19 protein-coding genes are annotated in these 17,221 nt (G+C 42.9%); all 19 read left to right on the top strand.

Going from position 1 to position 17,221, the window contains the following annotated elements; translation table 11 throughout:
• Positions 1-30 precede the first annotated feature (30 nt).
• The 19 genes from WMO42_RS10995 to tet(O) all read left to right on the top strand — a co-directional run bounded on the left by WMO42_RS10995 (position 31) and on the right by tet(O) (position 17,215).
• The gene (locus WMO42_RS10995) at positions 31-315 is read left to right on the top strand and encodes a hypothetical protein (protein WP_022501311.1); all 285 of its coding nucleotides are present in this window, start codon (positions 31-33) and stop codon (positions 313-315) included.
• 21 nt (positions 316-336) lie between these two features.
• Entirely contained in the window at positions 337-1,449 is a 1,113-nt protein-coding gene (locus tag WMO42_RS11000) for a biotin--[acetyl-CoA-carboxylase] ligase (RefSeq protein ID WP_349192283.1), read from the top strand.
• The gene (locus WMO42_RS11005) at positions 1,442-1,774 is read left to right on the top strand and encodes a DUF6145 family protein (protein ID WP_055176704.1); all 333 of its coding nucleotides are present in this window, start codon (positions 1,442-1,444) and stop codon (positions 1,772-1,774) included. The genes WMO42_RS11000 and WMO42_RS11005 overlap by 8 nt, the downstream gene beginning before the upstream one ends.
• A 23-nt stretch (positions 1,775-1,797) precedes the next feature.
• A complete protein-coding gene (gene dusB, locus WMO42_RS11010) occupies positions 1,798-2,760 on the top strand; it encodes a tRNA dihydrouridine synthase DusB (RefSeq protein ID WP_349192284.1) in 963 nt (320 codons plus the stop codon).
• Between the two features lie 89 nt (positions 2,761-2,849).
• Positions 2,850-3,326 carry a transcription elongation factor GreA gene (gene greA / locus WMO42_RS11015; protein ID WP_022501307.1) on the top strand — a complete coding sequence of 159 codons (477 nt, stop codon included), beginning with the start codon at positions 2,850-2,852 and terminating at the stop codon, positions 3,324-3,326.
• Between the two features lie 23 nt (positions 3,327-3,349).
• Positions 3,350-4,960: a lysine--tRNA ligase gene (gene lysS / locus WMO42_RS11020; RefSeq protein WP_349192285.1), complete on the top strand. Its 1,611-nt coding sequence runs from the start codon at positions 3,350-3,352 to the stop codon at positions 4,958-4,960.
• 202 nt (positions 4,961-5,162) lie between these two features.
• Positions 5,163-5,630, top strand: coding sequence for a DUF6075 family protein (locus tag WMO42_RS11025; protein ID WP_055194884.1), 468 nt, complete (start codon positions 5,163-5,165; stop codon positions 5,628-5,630).
• Positions 5,630-5,809, top strand: coding sequence for a hypothetical protein (locus tag WMO42_RS11030; RefSeq protein WP_055194882.1), 180 nt, complete (start codon positions 5,630-5,632; stop codon positions 5,807-5,809). The genes WMO42_RS11025 and WMO42_RS11030 overlap by 1 nt, the downstream gene beginning before the upstream one ends.
• A 29-nt stretch (positions 5,810-5,838) precedes the next feature.
• Positions 5,839-6,621 (top strand): AAA family ATPase, encoded by a 783-nt coding sequence (locus WMO42_RS11035; RefSeq protein WP_055194881.1) that lies wholly within the window; start codon positions 5,839-5,841, stop codon positions 6,619-6,621.
• Positions 6,614-7,507, top strand: coding sequence for a ParB/RepB/Spo0J family partition protein (locus WMO42_RS11040; RefSeq protein WP_055194879.1), 894 nt, complete (start codon positions 6,614-6,616; stop codon positions 7,505-7,507). Before WMO42_RS11035 ends, WMO42_RS11040 begins: the two co-directional genes overlap by 8 nt.
• 14 nt (positions 7,508-7,521) lie before the next feature.
• Complete coding sequence (locus WMO42_RS11045) at positions 7,522-8,586, top strand: DUF6017 domain-containing protein (protein ID WP_055194877.1); 1,065 nt, start codon at positions 7,522-7,524, stop codon at positions 8,584-8,586.
• Positions 8,587-8,694: 108 nt separating this feature from the next.
• Positions 8,695-9,063, top strand: coding sequence for a hypothetical protein (locus WMO42_RS11050; RefSeq protein WP_055194875.1), 369 nt, complete (start codon positions 8,695-8,697; stop codon positions 9,061-9,063).
• A gap of 102 nt (positions 9,064-9,165) precedes the next feature.
• Entirely contained in the window at positions 9,166-9,822 is a 657-nt protein-coding gene (locus WMO42_RS11055; RefSeq protein WP_055194873.1) for a hypothetical protein, read from the top strand.
• Positions 9,823-9,986: 164 nt separating this feature from the next.
• A complete protein-coding gene (locus WMO42_RS11060) occupies positions 9,987-10,448 on the top strand; it encodes a hypothetical protein (RefSeq protein WP_349192287.1) in 462 nt (153 codons plus the stop codon).
• Between the two features lie 191 nt (positions 10,449-10,639).
• Positions 10,640-11,116 carry a PcfB family protein gene (locus WMO42_RS11065; protein WP_055194871.1) on the top strand — a complete coding sequence of 159 codons (477 nt, stop codon included), beginning with the start codon at positions 10,640-10,642 and terminating at the stop codon, positions 11,114-11,116.
• Complete coding sequence (locus tag WMO42_RS11070; RefSeq protein ID WP_349192289.1) at positions 11,113-14,109, top strand: DUF4368 domain-containing protein; 2,997 nt, start codon at positions 11,113-11,115, stop codon at positions 14,107-14,109. Before WMO42_RS11065 ends, WMO42_RS11070 begins: the two co-directional genes overlap by 4 nt.
• Positions 14,106-14,450, top strand: coding sequence for a TnpV protein (locus WMO42_RS11075; protein ID WP_055182593.1), 345 nt, complete (start codon positions 14,106-14,108; stop codon positions 14,448-14,450). The genes WMO42_RS11070 and WMO42_RS11075 overlap by 4 nt, the downstream gene beginning before the upstream one ends.
• A 101-nt stretch (positions 14,451-14,551) precedes the next feature.
• Positions 14,552-14,929 carry a TnpV protein gene (locus tag WMO42_RS11080; RefSeq protein ID WP_055182591.1) on the top strand — a complete coding sequence of 126 codons (378 nt, stop codon included), beginning with the start codon at positions 14,552-14,554 and terminating at the stop codon, positions 14,927-14,929.
• 366 nt (positions 14,930-15,295) lie between these two features.
• A complete protein-coding gene (gene tet(O), locus WMO42_RS11085; RefSeq protein WP_055182589.1) occupies positions 15,296-17,215 on the top strand; it encodes a tetracycline resistance ribosomal protection protein Tet(O) in 1,920 nt (639 codons plus the stop codon).
• The last annotated feature ends 6 nt before the right edge of the window (positions 17,216-17,221 follow it).

A 17,221-nucleotide genomic window follows, 5' to 3' on the forward strand; every position in this document is an offset into this window, starting at 1 on the left:
ACTATTAATTGCATAGAAATGAGGATTGGTATGTATTATACAACAAGTGGTTCTTATAAAAAGACCAAAATGATTATAGATTACACTAATATAGTTCTTACAATTGCAGCAACAGTTATATTTATTATAATAATGTTCCTAAGAAGCAGAAGCGGAGTGCTTTTTCCAATAGAGTTTCTTCTTGGAACAGTTGTTAATACACTTACGGCTGTGAAGCATTTTATAAATGGCAATAAGGTATCTGGTGTTATAGTGGCAGTAGTTGCAGTTCTTCTTGGAATAATGACTGTATTTACTGCACTTGTGGTATTGTAATAATTATAGGACGGTACGAATATGAAATCAGAGATATTACATTTGTTAAGAAATGCAGATGGATATATATCAGGACAGCAGTTGTGTGAGGCATTTGGCGTATCAAGGACTGCTGTATGGAAAGCTATTAACCAGTTAAAAGAGGAAGGCTATGTTATAGATTCTGTGCAGAACAAAGGCTACAGAATTACAGAATATCCTGATATAATAACAGATACAGAGATAAGAAGCCTTCTTATAAAAGACAGTGCAATAAAATCCAGGGCTGATAAAGAACAGGACAGGGAAGCTGGCAATAAGGATAGAAATGTAAGCACAGACAAAGAGGCTTATAACAAGCTTAAAGATAATAGCTCTGATGATAATAAGCTTGAGGGAATATTCCAGCATATCAGATATTTTGAGAAGACAGATTCGACTAATAACCAGGCAAAGCTTGCGGCAGAAAGCAATGCTCCTGACGGAACATTATTTGTTGCGGAATGTCAGACAGGCGGCAGGGGACGAAGAGGAAGAAGCTGGGAGTCACCTGCGGGAACAGGAATATGGATGAGCCTTCTGCTTCGTCCGGATATGAGCCCGGAGAGTGCTTCAATGCTTACACTTGTTCTTGCGATAGCAATGGTAGAGGCTATAAGGGAAGAGGTTAAGGATATAGATTGTTATATCAAATGGCCTAATGATATCGTTGTGAATGGTAAGAAGATAACAGGCATACTTACTGAGATGAGTGCAGAGATGGATCTTATACATTATGTTGTAATAGGCATAGGAATTAATGTCAATACAACAGAATTTGATGAGGCAATAAGGGATATGGCTACATCTTTATATCTTGAAACACATAGAAAGATTAAGAGAAGTAATATAATTGCTGCATTTTCAAGAAGCTTTGATAAATATTATCACGAATTCCTTAAGACTAATGATTTGTCACTGCTAGTTGATAAGTATAATGAACTTCTTATTAATAAAGACAGGACAGTCCGTGCTATATATGAGAAAGAGGAGCTTATAGCAACAGCGATTGGAATTAATAAAGAAGGCGAGCTTATTGTAAAAGATGAAGCAGGAAAAGAGATTGCAATAAGAGCTGGCGAAGTTTCAGTGAGAGGATTATATGGATATGTATAGTGATGAAAATGTGGTGCTTTGTGCATCTAATTCTTATGAGAAGAAATATTATTTTAACCCGGATTTTGACAGGCTTCCAGAAGATATAAAGAACGAATTAAAGATAATGTGTGTTCTTTTTACAGAGGAAGTCGGCGGAATACTTGATATGGAATTTGACGAGGAGGGCAACCTGTTATTCAAATCCACAGCAGATGAAGAAGATCTGCTGTATGATGATATAGCGTGCGGACTTCTTGTTAAGAAGAATCAGTATGAAAAAAGAGACCTGCTGGAATCGTTAGAGATGTTCTATAAAGTATTCTTCTTAGGTTTGGATGAGTAAAATATTATAACAACGGAGTTAAGATGAGAATAGGTAATGTTGATATTAAAACAAATGTCGCATTAGGACCGATGGCAGGAGTGACAGACCTGCCATTTCGTCTTTTATGCAAGGAACAGGGCTGTGGACTTTTGTATACAGAGATGGTGAGTGCCAAGGCGGTATTGTATAATAATAAAAATACAGAAGAATTATTAAAGACAGATAAGAAAGAAAGTCCGATAGCTGTACAGTTATTTGGTTCAGAACCACAGATAATGGCAGACATCGCCAAAAGGCTTGCGGAAAGAGATTTTGATATAATAGATGTCAATATGGGATGTCCAGTTCCTAAGGTGGTTAATAACGGAGAGGGGTCGGCACTGCTTAAAAATCCCCTGCTTGTAGGAAAGATAGTGGAGGCTATGGCAAATGCAGTTGATAAGCCTGTCACCGTAAAGATAAGGACAGGATTTGACGAAACCTGCATTAACGCTGAAGAAATAGCATATATTATACAGGAGTCAGGTGGGGCTGCGGTTGCGGTTCATGGAAGGACAAGAAGCCAGTATTATTCTGGAAAGGCTGACTGGGATGTAATAAGGCGTGTTAAAGAAAAGGTTCATATTCCGGTAATAGGCAATGGCGATATAAGAAGTGGTGAAGATGCAGTAAGAATGTTTAAGGAGACAGGCTGTGATGCCGTTATGATAGGACGCGGGGCACAGGGTAATCCGTGGATATTCAGACAGGTCAAGGACTATCTTGAAACAGGAAATATTACAGCACCTCCGTCAATAGATGAGATAGTTGATATGATTATCAGGCACTGCCAGATGTTATGCGATGTAAAGGGCGAATTTACAGCAGTGCGCGAGATGCGTAAACATTTTGCGTGGTATACAGCAGGAATAAAGCACGCGGCGGCATTAAGAAATGAAGTTAATCATATAACAAAGCAGGACGAGTTCAATGAATTTGTACAGCAGATGCGTGGATTGACATAAAGTATTAGTTGAGATATAATATCTTGAACATTTTATTAAGCAATAGTAATAATACTATATAAATATTATTTATAGAAAGGTGACGAGCTATGGCAGAGAAACAGTTACTTACAAAAAAAGGATATGAAGAAAGAGTAGCTTTACTTGAGCACTTAAAGGTTGATAGAAGAAAGGAAGTTGCCCAGAAGTTAAAGGAAGCAAGAGAACAGGGCGATTTATCAGAAAATGCTGAGTACGATGCAGCTAAAGATGAGCAGAGAGATATTGAAACACAGATTGCAGAACTTGAAGAAATTCTTAAGAACGCAGAAGTTGTTCAGGATAACAATACAGATAAGGACGCTATCAAGATGGAAAGCGTTGTTAAGCTTCACGATGTAGAATATGATGAAGATATTGAATATGTAATCGTAGGTTCTTCAGAAGCAGATAGTCTTAATAACAAGATATCAAATGAATCACCACTTGGAGCAGCTATGCTTGGCAAGAAGGTTGGAGATACAGTTAAGGTTGAAGCACCAGCAGGAGTTATTGAATATAAGATTATCTCAGTACAGAATGACTAATTATATATAAAGGAGATAAGAAAGTGGCAGATAAGAATAATTCACAGCCAGATGTTAATGAGCAGATTAAAGTAAGAATGGACAAGCTCGCCGCATTACAGGAAGCAGGTAAAGATCCATTTCAGATAACAAAGTATGATGTTACACACCATACAGATGAAATCAGAGCTATCTATGAAGCACACGAGAAGGAGCTTCTAGGGGACAGACCAGCAGTTAATACTGATGGAATGGACGAGCAGCAGGCAAGAGAGGCAGTTAATGCCGATTATAATGAGAGAAGAGCTATTATGGATGCTTCTCCTATAGAGGTAAGCTTTGCAGGAAGAATGATGTTCAAGAGAGTAATGGGAAAGGCATCTTTCTGTAATATAGCAGATCTTAAGGGCAGAATGCAGGCATATATATCAAGAGATGCCATAGGTGATGATGCTTATGCAGATTTCAAGAAGTCTGATATAGGTGATATATTTGGTATCAAGGGCTTTATATTCAGAACTAAGACAGGTGAAATATCAGTTCATGCAGAGGAAATAACACTTCTTTCTAAGAGCTTACAGGTACTTCCAGAGAAGTTCCATGGAATTACAGATACTGATATGAGATACCGTCAGAGATATGTTGATTTAATAATGAATCCTGAGGTTAAGGATACATTTGTAAAGAGATCACAGATTATAAAGGAAATCAGAAGATTCCTTGACGGCAGGGACTTTATGGAGGTTGAGACTCCAACACTTGTTTCTAATGCAGGTGGTGCAGCAGCAAGACCTTTTGAAACTCACTACAACGCACTTGATGAGGACGTTAAGCTTCGTATATCTTTAGAGCTTTACCTTAAGAGACTTATCGTTGGTGGTCTTGAAAGAGTATATGAAATCGGACGTGTATACAGAAATGAAGGTGTTGACACAAGACATAATCCTGAGTTCACACTTATGGAGCTGTATCAGGCATACACAGATTATGAAGGTATGATGGAGCTTACAGAGAGCATGTTCAGACACCTTGCACAGACTGTATGCGGTACAACTGAAATCACTTACAATGGTACTAAGATAGACCTCGGAAAGCCATTCAGAAGACTTACTATGAATGATGCTATCAAGGAATATGCAGGCGTTGACTTTGATACAATTAAGACAGATGAAGAAGCTAAGGCTCTTGCTAAGGAAAGAGGAATTGAGTTCGAGGAACGTCATACAAAGGGCGATATCATTAACTTATTCTTTGAAGAGTACTGCGAAGAGAAGTTAATCCAGCCTACATTTATTATGGATCATCCGCTTGCAATCTCTCCACTTACTAAGAAGAAGCCATCTGATCCAGAAAAGGTTGAACGTTTTGAGCTTTTCATCAACACATGGGAAATGTGTAATGCTTATTCAGAGCTTAACGACCCAATCGACCAGAGAGAACGTTTTGCACAGCAGGATAAGAATGCAGAGAATGGTGATGAGGAAGCACAGCACACAGATGAAGACTTCCTTAATGCACTTGCAGTAGGTATGCCTCCAACAGGTGGTATCGGATACGGCATCGACAGACTTGTTATGCTCCTTACAGATTCACCAGCTATCAGGGATGTACTTTTGTTCCCGACGATGAAAACTTTGAGTAAAGAAAACCAGTAAAATCAAGGGTTTCAGCGATTTTGAGTTGTGATTTACTACAAATTTACTACAAATTTGCTACGTATAATACGGAATAATACTTGATAATACGTTTTGTGCGACATTTAATTTTATAGGGTATGTACCTTTAGGACACTTTCCAAGTGAGAATTTGGGAGTGTCCTTTTGTTATGGTCAAAAATAAAATTTGGAGGTAAATACAATGAACAGTACAGCGTTAGGAGCAGAAAAGAAAGAAAACATTATTTTTATCAGCGATGCACATGAGAAATTCTATTACGAGAAGTTAAAAGAGGTAAGGTATCAGGATGTTTACCACAAGGCACTCTGCTACTGTCTTGGCATCAGTGACGATACCAGAAGAAATATTAAAAGCATTTATGATTTTAAGACAGGCTGCGTGAAAACGGAATGCCTGCAGGAAGGCTGGCAGACCAGCGGAAGCGTGAAAGTAGTCAGAATGGCATTTAATCTGTACTGTAATGGTACACCGAGTGTTTTTGACTATGAGGATATGGAGGAGCAGATTGACGAGTGCAGGAATTACACGGTGGAGGAACTGTTCTGCTGTGCCTACGCACCATATTTTTGGCAGGCGGTACAGATTCGTTATCCGGAGTATGCAAGATACAACCGGGAGCTGTATGCCCTGTTTGGAGGAGCAGACTAATGTTAAAGGTCAGACTGATGGGAACGAAGAACGATATTACTTGGTTCGGAAAGATATTGAACAATAATTCCAAAATTGAAGTTACCGAATTTTCAGATTTGTACCCGAACAAGGGGACAAAGAAGTTTTACAGAGCGTATGTGGAAGTAAGAAAGAGCAATGTAGCAGAGAAATCATAGAAAACAGCATAGAAAAAGGAGAATGTATCATGTGTAAAGTTATATCAATTGCAAACCAAAAAGGTGGTGTGGGTAAGACCACCACCACAAGCAACTTAGGAATCGGGCTGGCAAAGCAGGGAAAGAAAGTCCTGCTGATCGATGCGGACGCACAGGGGAGCCTGACTGCAAGTTTAGGCTTTACGGAACCGGACAAGCTGGAGGTCACGCTTGCCACGGTCATGGCAAATATTATCAATGATGAGGAAATGGAAAAGGGATACGGCATTTTGGAGCATGAGGAGGGCATTTCCCTCATGCCGGGAAATATTGAGCTGTCCGGTCTGGAGGTATCGCTTGTGAATGCCATGAGCAGGGAGCTGGTGCTGCGTTCCTACATAGAGCAGGTAAGGGAGGACTACGATTACATTCTGATTGACTGTATGCCCTCGCTTGGCATGATAACCATAAATGCCTTTGCCTGTGCCGACAGTATCTTAATTCCCGTGCAGGCGGCATATCTGCCCGTAAAAGGTTTGGAGCAGCTTATCAAGACCATAGGCAGGGTAAAGCGGCAGATCAATCCAAAACTGGAGATAGAGGGGATTCTGCTGACGATGGTGGATAACCGCACCAACTATGCAAAGGACATCAGTGCATTACTGATTGAGAATTATGGAAGCAAGGTTAGGATATTTCAGAACAGTATCCCGATTTCCGTAAGGGCTGCGGAAATTTCAGCAGAAGGTGTCAGCATCTATCGGCATGACCCGAAGGGGAAAGTGGCGAGTGCCTATCAGTCTTTGACGGAGGAGGTGCTTCGTGATGAGTAAGGCAGGAAGTGCATCAAAGGTCAAAATAAATAGTTTTGATGATCTGTTCGGAGCTTCCCAAGCTCCGGCAGGCACAGAGCAGGTGCGGGAGATACCGCTTTCCGAGCTGCATGAGTTTAAGGGACACCCGTTCAAGGTGCTTGACGATGAAAAGATGCAGGAAACCGTGGAGAGCATTAGAAACTATGGTGTGTTAATGCCCGGTATTGCAAGACCGAGGGCAGGGGGCGGCTATGAGATCATTGCCGGGCACCGCAGGAAGCACGGGTGCGAGCTGGCAGGGCTTTCCACCATGCCGATGTTCGTGCGGGATTACAGCGATGATGAAGCAACGGTTATCATGGTGGATACCAACATTCAGCGTGAGGATATTTTACCCAGCGAAAAAGCAAGGGCTTATGCAATGAAGTATGAAGCCATGAAACATCAGGGCAAAAAGGGAAGCGGAAGCAGCCTTGACGAAGTGGGGGAAGCTGCCGGAGAGAGTGGAAAGACGGTGCAAAGGTATATATGGCTTGCCCGTCTGTCTGATGAATTGCTGGATATGGTCGATAAGAAGAAAATCGGTCTGGTGCAGGGCGTTGACATATCGTTTCTCACGGAACAGGCGCAGGAATGGGTACAGGTCATTCTGGAGGAAACAGGTGCAGCAATTTCCACCCACCAGTCGGCAAAACTGAAGGAGTATGGAAAAAACGGGGAGCTGACCCTTGCAATGGTAAGGCTCATTTTGACGGAGGAAAAGCCGAAGGAAAGAAAGGTCACAATCAAAGGCGAGAGGATCAGCCGATATTTTACGGAGGAGTATTCCAGTGAGGAAATAGAAAATATCATCTATCAGCTATTGGAGGAATGGAACGCCGCAAATGGCGTGAGCAAGCAGTAAAGGAGGCACGGAAAATGGGCGGTACAATCAAATTCGATTATTACTACGGAATCGAAGCGGAGCAGTTTTCGTTTTACCGTGTTCCACGTCTGCTGATTAAGGACGAGAGGTTTAAGGGGCTTAGCAGCGATGCTAAGCTCCTCTATGGACTGATGCTTGACCGTATGGCACTTTCCATGAAAAATGGCTGGCTTGATGATGAAAACAGGGCGTATATCATTTATACGGTGGACAGTATCATGGAGGATTTGGGATGCGGCAAGGATAAGGCGATAAAAGTCCTTGCCGAATTAGATACCAATAAAGGGATCGGTCTGGTGGAACGGATACGCAGGGGACTTGGCAAGCCGGATATTATTTATGTGAAGAACTTTGTTATTCCAGAGGAAAATGATGAGCAGCCGGATAAACAGGGAGGCGATAAAGGTGCTTTTACTGAGGACGGAGAAGCCGACTTGCAGAAGTCGGAAAAACCGACTTCAAGAAGTTTGAGAAGCCGACTTCAAGAGGTCGGAAAAACCGACTTCAAGGATTCGGATAATCAGACTTCAGGAGGTCGGGAAAACGAACTTCAAGAGGTCGGAAAACCAGCCCCTAATTATACTGACTATAATAATACTGACATGAGCTATAACAATCCTATCAATCAATCAGGAGACCCGGAGCAGAGAAACGATAAGATTGATGTGATGGAGGACGTGAACGCATACATAGAGCTGATTAAGCAGAATATTGAGTATGAGCATCACATGAAGTATGATAAAAGGCAGGACAGGGATTTGTATGAGGAGCTTTTTGAGGTCATCTGTGAAGTGGTATGCGTAAAGCGTAAAACGGTCAGAATAGCGGGAGAGGATTACCCATATGAGCTTGTAAAATCGAAATTCCTGAAGCTCAACAGCGGGCATCTGGAGTATGTGATCGGCTGTATGCACGATACTGTCACAAAGATAACCAACATTAAGGCATACATGGTTACAGCACTTTATAATGCTCCCTCAACTATGAACCATTATTATCAGCAGGAGGTACAGCATGATATGTATGGCGGCGGCTGGGAGGAAAAAGGGATTGTCTGAAAGAATTGGAAAGATTTTTGCGGAGATAATAAATATATTCACAGGCAGCTTTTGGACAGAGTGTCCAGAGGTGGATAATGGTTTAAAAAATAGATTAGGCGGTGCGGTATGGAGAAGAAAGTATATATCACGAAAGAAGAACAGGAAAAGTGCAGAAGGGTTGCGGAGGCGTTTGCAGAGCTGTATGGGCTTGAGAATATCCTTGTCATGGATGCAGGAAGATACGGCTTTGTAAAATTGCAGTATTACAAGGAGCCGCAGGGCTTTGATGATGTGATAACCTTCACGGATAGTCAGAGTATGTTTGAAAATCTGTGGCAGGAATGGCTTGATACAAAGCTCTATTTAATGGCAAAGGGAACGCCGCTGATGGAGAAAGGTTATGGCGGCGTATTAAAAAGTCTGCCGGAGGAAAAACAGAAGGAACTTACAGACAGAAAAGCCGACTTTGCAATAAAGGCAGGAATTACATTATAAGCAACACAGCGTAAGGGCAGTTATGAGCAGACAGCTTGTAGCTGCCTTTTTATGTTCAATGACTTTTGGACACGATGTCTAAAGGTGGAAAGGAAGATAACAATGGAATCAATGAGAGATATCAACAGGGTAATGGAGAGGGAGGTTGCAAAGGGGAGCTGTCCGCTGGCTTTTGAACGGATGGAATTTGGCAGTAAGCCTTTTCAGTTTATCATATCAGAGGAAAAGTTAAATGAAGTTCTTACATATCTGCTGCGGATCAGAACCTTCGGGCAGTATGCAGGGAAAAGCATAATCAACAATGTATATATGGATTTGGATATGCTCTGCAAAAAGCCGCAGTTTAAGCGCACCCGTTCCGTCGTGGAACGGGAAGAAGTTTACACAAAAGTGCAGAGATATAAAAGAAAACTGAAGCCGGAATATGACGGCAGGGTGTGTCTGGAAACGGTACAGTGTATTTTCAGCCTGCCGGAGAAAGAAACGGACAGATACAGAATGATCTATGAAGGGCAGGAAACCTATGGTTTTATTATGTCAAATAAATATATCCTCGGTCTGTTTGCTTATTGTGAAGCCGCAAGAAAAACTATTGTGTGGGATGGCGTGGAATTTGAACACCTGACGGAGCAGGAGCAGAAGATCGTTTTGCTTGATAATGTGCGGGATGTGCTGTTTCAGGCATTGCTTTTCGATAATGTTTCAATGGAGAAGAATCATATCCGGGCAGATATGTGTACGGTTATGTTATTGGAATAATAAATACAGACAAAATATTTTATGATAAAAAGACTTCTGTTATAATAATTGAAGCGGAATTTATTTTAAAGAGGGATTATATGAAACAAAATCATCATTCGCTTGCATATAAGCGGCAGAAGCAGCCAAATAAAACCTATTAGGATTTAAAGCAGAAGCAGAAAATGAAAATTGCTGACCAAATGTTTCGGGAAACCTGCTCTTATTATAAAGAAAACGGGGAAATGCCCACAGAGGAAGCAGCAAGGGAAATTACGGAACGTATTTATAAAAAGCTGGAATCACAGGCGGTATGGGTTCCCTTTGATGAGGTTTACCAAGCATATCTTTTAAAGATGCCTCGTTATGAAATCCGTATCAGGGAAAACGGAATACCGGAGGAAAAGCCCGCAAAGGAGAAAAAGCCTGATTTACCAAAGAAAAAGAGGGGAAGCAACAATAAGATATGCCCGGAGTGCGGCAGGAAAATGAAACAGCAGTTTATCGGTTTGCAGCATTGCAAATGCGGTATGAGCTGGAAGAAAGATATTGGATATTTTGAACGTACCGGGGATATGGTGTTTGCTTTGGAACGCAGGAAAACAGGTAAAAAGACAAAGCAGTGTCCGGTAATCCGGTACAGATAAATTAAATATGGTACACAGCGTCAGGGCAGTTATAGACCATAAAGGTTTATAGCTGCCCTTTTTGCGTTTACAGACTTTTGGACACGATGTCCAAAAGCGGAAAGGAGAGCTTATGAAATATTTACTGCATCGGCTGTATGTTCCACCTTAGCGGAGCTTACAGTCAGATAACAATGGATCAGGAGGTACTTATGCAGGAGGAAGTAACGCAAAAGACAATCGCCCTTGTGATTAAGACCTCAAAACTAAGTGCCAGCGTACTGAAAGCTGCAATGCGGATTTATCTGAATCATCAGAAGCAGAAATCACAGAAATCGCATGGTAAAACTTCTGTGAAAAAGCTGGTGGGAGAGGGCGTGGGAGTATCGTCTATCGAAGTGACGGACAGCAACATCAAATCCTTTGAGCGGGTAGCTCGTAAATATAATGTTGATTTTGCTGTCAAGAAAGACAGGACGTGCGAACCGCCCAAGTATCTGGTATTTTTCAAGGGCAGGGATGCCGATGCACTGTCGCAGGCATTCAAGGAATTTGTTTATGGTAATGAGAAAAAGAAAGGCAGGACTTCCGTAAGGGAGAAATTAAAGCATTTCAGGGAAGCAGTGTCACAGGATAAGAACAGGGAGAGGAGCCGGGAGAAAAATAAGGACAGGGGACAGAGCCTATGAGCAGCATCATTGCAGGCATAACCAAAGACCTAAAGGCTGTCCCGGAAAATCTGAAAGCAAAGGCGAAAGGTGCGGACGCCAAGAAGCTGCTGCTTTTGAATGTCCCGTATATCCTTGCAGGCTATTTCTGTGACAAGGTGGCGTGGCTGTGGAGAGTATCGGAGGGAGCAGATGCTTCCGCCAAGATGATTGCAGCCATGAACGGCTTTGATACGCTTTTTTCCAATCCCCTGCCCAGCTTCCACCCAAGAGATTTACTGATTGGAGCAGGCTGCGGCATAGCCCTCCGGCTTGTGGTGTACTACAAAGCCAAGAACGCCAAGAAATTCCGGCATGGCAAGGAGTATGGTTCCGCAAGGTGGGGAAATGCCAAAGACATAGAGCCATACATGGACTCTGTGTTTGAAAACAATGTCCTTTTAACCCAGACGGAGAGGCTGATGATGTCAGGCAGACCAAAGCAGCCGAAGTATGCGAGGAATAAAAATATTCTTGTCATCGGCGGTTCCGGTTCCGGCAAGACGAGATTTTTTGTGAAGCCGAACCTGATGCAGATGCACTCAAGCTATGTCGTCACTGATCCGAAAGGAACGGTATTAGTCGAGTGCGGAAAGATGCTGAAAAGGGGCAAATATAAAATAAAAGTCTTAAATACCATAAACTTTGCAAAATCCATGCACTATAATCCTTTCGCCTATTTACGGAGCGAAAAGGATATTCTGAAACTTGTAAACACGATCATAGTCAACACCAAAGGAGAGGGACAGCAATCCGGTGAGGACTTCTGGATCAAGGCTGAAAAGCTCTATTATACGGCACTGATCGCTTATATCTGGTATGAAGCTCCGGAGGAGGAGCAGAATTTCGCCATGCTGATTGATCTGATTGATGCAAGCGAAGCCAGAGAGGACGATGAGAATTTCAAAAATGCCGTAGATTTGCTGTTTGAGGAGCTGGAAGCAGAGAACCCGAACCACTTTGCAGTACGGCAGTATAAGAAATACAAGCTGGCTGCGGGTGTTGTATGCTCTAAAAGACTTCTTAATCAAGCGGTTGGGAAGTCTCTTAGAACACACAACCTAAAACCGAAGAAAGGAGCACAAGTTATGAGAAAAAACGAGAAAATCACAGCTCTGTACGAACGACTGAGCCGTGATGACTTCGGCAAAGATGATGACCAACAGCGTGAGAGCAATTCCATTTCCAATCAAAAAGCTATGTTGGAGGAGTTCGCCGCACGGCAGGGGTTTACGAACATTGTCCATTTCACGGACGATGGCATTAGTGGTACTTGCTTTGACCGTCCCGGATTTTTGGCAATGATGAAAGAAGTGGAAGCCGGGAATGTGGAGTACCTGTGTATCAAGGACATGAGCCGCATGGGTCGTGACTATCTGAAAGTCGGTCAGATTATGGAAATCCTGCGTCAGCGTGGCGTTCGCCTTATCGCCATCAATGACGGCGTAGACAGTGCCAGAGGGGACGATGATTTTACCCCTTTCCGCAACATTATGAACGAGTATTACGCCAGAGATACCAGCCGTAAAATCCGTTCCACTTTCCAGTCCAAAGGCAAGTCCGGCAAGCACCTTACAGGCACGGTCATTTACGGCTATCTCTGGAACGAAGCCAGAGACCAATGGTTGGTTGACCCCGAAGCCGCTGATGTGGTCAAGCGCATCTTTGCCATGACGATTGAGGGCTACGGTCCGTATCAGATCGCCAGCAAGCTGAAAGAAGAAAAAGTCCTCATTCCGTCCGCTTACCTTGCCCAGCACGGCGAGGGCGTGAACAAGAATAAGACTTTCAAAGATGTGTACGGCTGGGGTTCTTCCACCATCTGCAACCTTCTTGAAAAGCGTGAATATCTGGGACACACCATCAATTTCAAGACCCGAAAGCACTTCAAGGACAAGAAAAGCCATTATGTCCCGGAGGACGAATGGACAATTTTCGAGAATACCCATGAGCCTATCATTGACCAGCAGACCTTTGACCTTGTGCAGAAAATCCGTGGGAATGTCAGACGCTACCCGGACGGCTGGGGCGAAGCAGCTCCCCTCACAGGCTTGCTTTATTGTGCCGATTGCGGCGGCAAGATGTATGTCCACCGCACCAACAACGGCAAGCGCATTTCTCAATACACCTGCTCACAGTACACCAAAGTTCCTTGCGGAACGCTATGCAAGACCCAGCACCGTATCAATGAAGATGTGGTACTGTCCCTTGTTTCCGAAATGCTCAAAGCCATTGCCGAATATGCAAAGCTCGACCGAGCCGAGTTTGTCCGTGTGGTGCAGGAAGCGCAGTCCAGCCAGCAAACAACAGAAGTTAAGAAACAGCGCATACGCCTTGCTGCCGCTAAGCAGAGGATTTCCGAGCTGGAAGTCCTGCTCTGCAAAATCTATGAGGACAACATTTTAGGAAAGCTGTCCGACAGCAGATACGCCACTCTGGACGCTCAATACGCAAAGGAACAGTCCGAGCTTACCGCTGAAATCTCTGCTCTGGAAAAGGCAGTCAAGAGCTATGAAACGCACGAAAAGAACGCTGACCGTTTTATCGCTCTGATTGACAAATACGAGAACTTCGACAAGCTGACCATTGCCATGCTCAATGAGTTCATCGAGAAAATCCTTGTGCATGAGCGTGACCGTAAAGGCAGTATACAGACCACACAGGAGGTCGAGATTTACTTCAATTTCGTTGGGCGATTCGTTCCCCCGACGTTTGGAGAAGTGGAGCTGACCCCGGAGGAATTGGAGGAAATCCGCAAGCGTGAGGAACGCAAGGACAGGCTTCATCAGAACTACTTGAAACGGAAAGCCAGCGGAGCACAGAAGCGATACGAGGACAAAATCAAGGGGAGAAAAAAGGCGGAAATCGAAGCCAAGAAAGCCGCCATTCGTGCAGAGGACATTGCAAAGGGAGTGTTCGTTCCCGTCAGCAGTTTACCGCAGAGAGAGCCGATGAAAGGAGTACAAACAGCATGAATATCACTTACACACAGAACGGTGATTATCTTATCCCGAACATCATTATCCGCAAGACAAAGCCCCTCGGACACTACGGCAGACTCCGCAAGGCGTATCTGGAAATGCACCGCCCGATACTGTTCAATGAGCTGGTGCTATCCGATAGGCTCTTTGAGCATTGCGCCGAGATTGACGAAGCGGCACAAAACCGAATGGAGCTGATCGTGCCGCAACTGGCAAAGCAGTACGGCGTGACCGAGCAACTGAAAGCCGATAATCAAATGGAATGGGTGCGGCAGATGAACGCTTGCAAGGCACAGGCAGAGGAGATTGTGAAAGCGGAATTGATTTATGATTGAGCGAGGAAGTCCGGGCAGAAAACTGTCCGGACTTTTCTCATATATTCCAAAGTTGCGGTAGAATTGTTCACAAGTTTTATGGTATAATTTGAATACGAAAAGTGAGCAACAAATCATTATTTGAGGAACTGGGCGGCAAATACGAAAGGCAAGGGGATTATTTGATACCGTGCTTAACTGTACCCGCCGAAGAAGAACAGGCAATAGGCATCTGGGGGCAACGGCATTTAGATTATCTAAAACAGTACCGTAAAGTTACATACACCAATCTTCTTACAAGCGGCAGGCTAAACGCCTACCTTGCCGACATCAACAGACAGGCACAGGAACGCTTTGAAAGGCTCATAGAGGGTATGAAACAGGCACAGGGCATAACGGAACAGCTAAAGGCAGAAAACGCCTTAGAATGGACAGGATGCCTCAATAACATAAGGGCTTGTGCGAGGGAGATTGTGGAAAAGGAAATTATTTTTGCATAAACAGATGATTAGTGGCAGGGGGAAATCCTGCCGCTTTTTCTGCTTTAGTTTGTCAGCTTGACAAATAAAGGGTTAAGGAATATAATTAGATTCAGTATTATACAAGGAGTTAATAAATATGCGGCAAGGTATTCTTAAATAAACTGTCAATTTGATAGTGGGAACAAAAAGTAGCAGTCCCGTTTCACTTTTAATATGGGGCTTAGTTTTTTGTACCCAGTTTAAGAATACTTTTATCATGTAATTTTATATGCCCGAAAACATATAAGTGTTTTGGGGCTATTGGAGTTATTTACCCAGTGATAGGAGTATTTATCACTGGGTATTTTTATGCCCTTTTTTGGGTGTTGATAGGAGGAAAATCACATGAAAATAATTAACTTAGGCATTCTGGCTCACGTTGACGCAGGAAAGACAACATTAACGGAAAGTTTATTGTATACCAGTGGTGCAATTGCAGAACTAGGGAGCGTAGATGAAGGCACAACAAGGACAGATACAATGAATTTGGAGCGTCAAAGGGGAATCACTATCCAGACAGCAGTGACATCTTTTCAGTGGGAGGATGTAAAAGTCAACATTATAGATACGCCAGGCCATATGGATTTTTTGGCGGAAGTATACCGTTCTTTATCCGTATTAGACGGAGCAGTATTATTAGTTTCTGCAAAGGATGGCATACAGGCACAGACCCGTATACTGTTTCATGCACTACAGATAATGAAGATTCCGACAATTTTTTTCATCAATAAAATTGACCAAGAGGGGATTGATTTGCCAATGGTATATCGGGAAATGAAAGCAAAGCTTTCTTCGGAAATTATAGTGAAGCAAAAGGTTGGGCAGCATCCCCATATAAATGTAACGGACAATGACGATATGGAACAGTGGGATGCGGTAATTATGGGAAACGATGAACTATTAGAGAAATATATGTCAGGGAAACCGTTTAAAATGTCAGAACTGGAACAGGAAGAAAACAGGAGATTCCAAAACGGAACGTTATTTCCCGTTTATCACGGAAGCGCTAAAAACAATCTGGGGATTCGGCAGCTTATAGAAGTAATTGCCAGTAAATTTTATTCATCAACGCCTGAAGGTCAATCTGAACTATGCGGGCAGGTTTTTAAGATTGAATATTCAGAGAAAAGGCGGCGTTTTGTTTATGTGCGTATATATAGCGGAACATTGCATTTGAGGGATGTTATTAGAATATCTGAAAAAGAGAAAATAAAAATCACAGAAATGTGTATTCCGTCAAATGGTGAAATCGTCCCGGCTGACCATGCCTGTCCGGGAGAAATTGTTATTTTAGCTGATGATACTTTGAAACTGAACGACATTCTGGGAAATGAAAAACTCCTGCCTCACAAAACATGGATTGATAATCCCATGCCATTACTTCGGACAACGGTAGAGCCGCAAAAGCCGGAGCAAAGGGAAGCCCTGTTAAATGCCCTCGCAGAGATTGCTGATACAGACCCTCTTTTGCATTTTGACATTGATACTGTTACACATGAGATTATGTTATCTTTTTTGGGGAATGTGCAGATGGAAGTCATTTGTGCCATCCTTGAGGAAAAATATCATGTGGAGGCAGAAATAAAAGAGCCTACTGTTATATATATGGAAAGACCGCTTAGAAAAGCAGAATATACCATCCACATAGAAGTCCCGCCAAATCCTTTCTGGGCTTCTGTCGGGTTGTCCATAGAGCCGCTCCCTATTGGAAGCGGAGTGCAGTATGAAAGCAGAGTTTCACTTGGATATTTAAATCAATCGTTCCAAAATGCGGTTATGGAGGGGGTTCTTTATGGCTGCGAGCAGGGGCTGTATGGATGGAAAGTGACAGACTGTAAAATCTGTTTTGAATATGGATTGTATTATAGTCCTGTAAGTACCCCCGCAGACTTTCGGCTGCTTTCCCCTATCGTATTGGAGCAGGCTTTAAAAAAAGCAGGGACAGAACTATTAGAGCCATATCTCCACTTTGAAATTTATGCACCGCAGGAATATCTCTCACGGGCGTATCATGATGCTCCAAGGTATTGTGCAGATATTGTAAGTACTCAGATAAAGAATGACGAGGTCATTCTGAAAGGAGAAATCCCTGCTAGATGTATTCAAGAATACAGGAACGATTTAACTTATTTCACAAATGGGCAGGGAGTCTGCTTGACAGAGTTAAAAGGATACCAGCCAGCTATTGGTAAATTTATTTGCCAACCCCGCCGCCCGAATAGCCGTATAGATAAGGTTCGGCATATGTTCCACAAGTTAGCTTAACAGCTT

Origin of the sequence: Lachnospira sp. CLA-JM-H23 (genome assembly GCF_040096425.1) — a bacterium.
Taxonomy (GTDB): Bacteria; Bacillota; Clostridia; order Lachnospirales; family Lachnospiraceae; genus Lachnospira; species Lachnospira rogosae.